Raw genomic sequence first — 327 nt, 5'->3', positions numbered from 1 at the left:
ACAGCAGCAGCAGATGCACTGGAACTGGAACTGCCCGAAACCGGGGTCTGCTCCACCAGCCTTCCCGCCGATACGGCAGACGCGGCAGTTTCGTGCTGCGCATCGTCGGAACCCGTCCCGGTCACGATTGGTTTCGCTACCGGGCCGCACCACGGGCAGCAGGGAACCAGCCACACCATGACCAGCACCAACCATTTGGTAGTCCGCCCGATGGAACATGGCGACTGGTCAGCGGTCGAGGCCATCTGAGCTGCTGGCATCGGTACAGGCCATGCCACCTTCGAAACCGCACCGCCAAGCTGGAGACTTCAACGCTACCCGCCACCC

1 protein-coding gene is annotated in these 327 nt (G+C 63.6%); it reads left to right on the top strand.

Features of this window, described 5'->3' with window-relative positions:
• Positions 1 to 249: hypothetical protein (locus SCA31_RS22810; RefSeq protein WP_410699324.1), on the top strand; the 249-nt coding region annotated here is incomplete at its 5' end.
• Positions 250 to 327 lie beyond the last annotated feature (78 nt).

It is taken from the genome of Chryseobacterium sp. SIMBA_028 (genome assembly GCF_046535285.1).
GTDB lineage: Bacteria > Bacteroidota > Bacteroidia > Flavobacteriales > Weeksellaceae > Chryseobacterium.
Note: the sequence above shows the minus strand (reverse complement) of the source record. Positions and strands in the feature narration are given on the sequence as shown.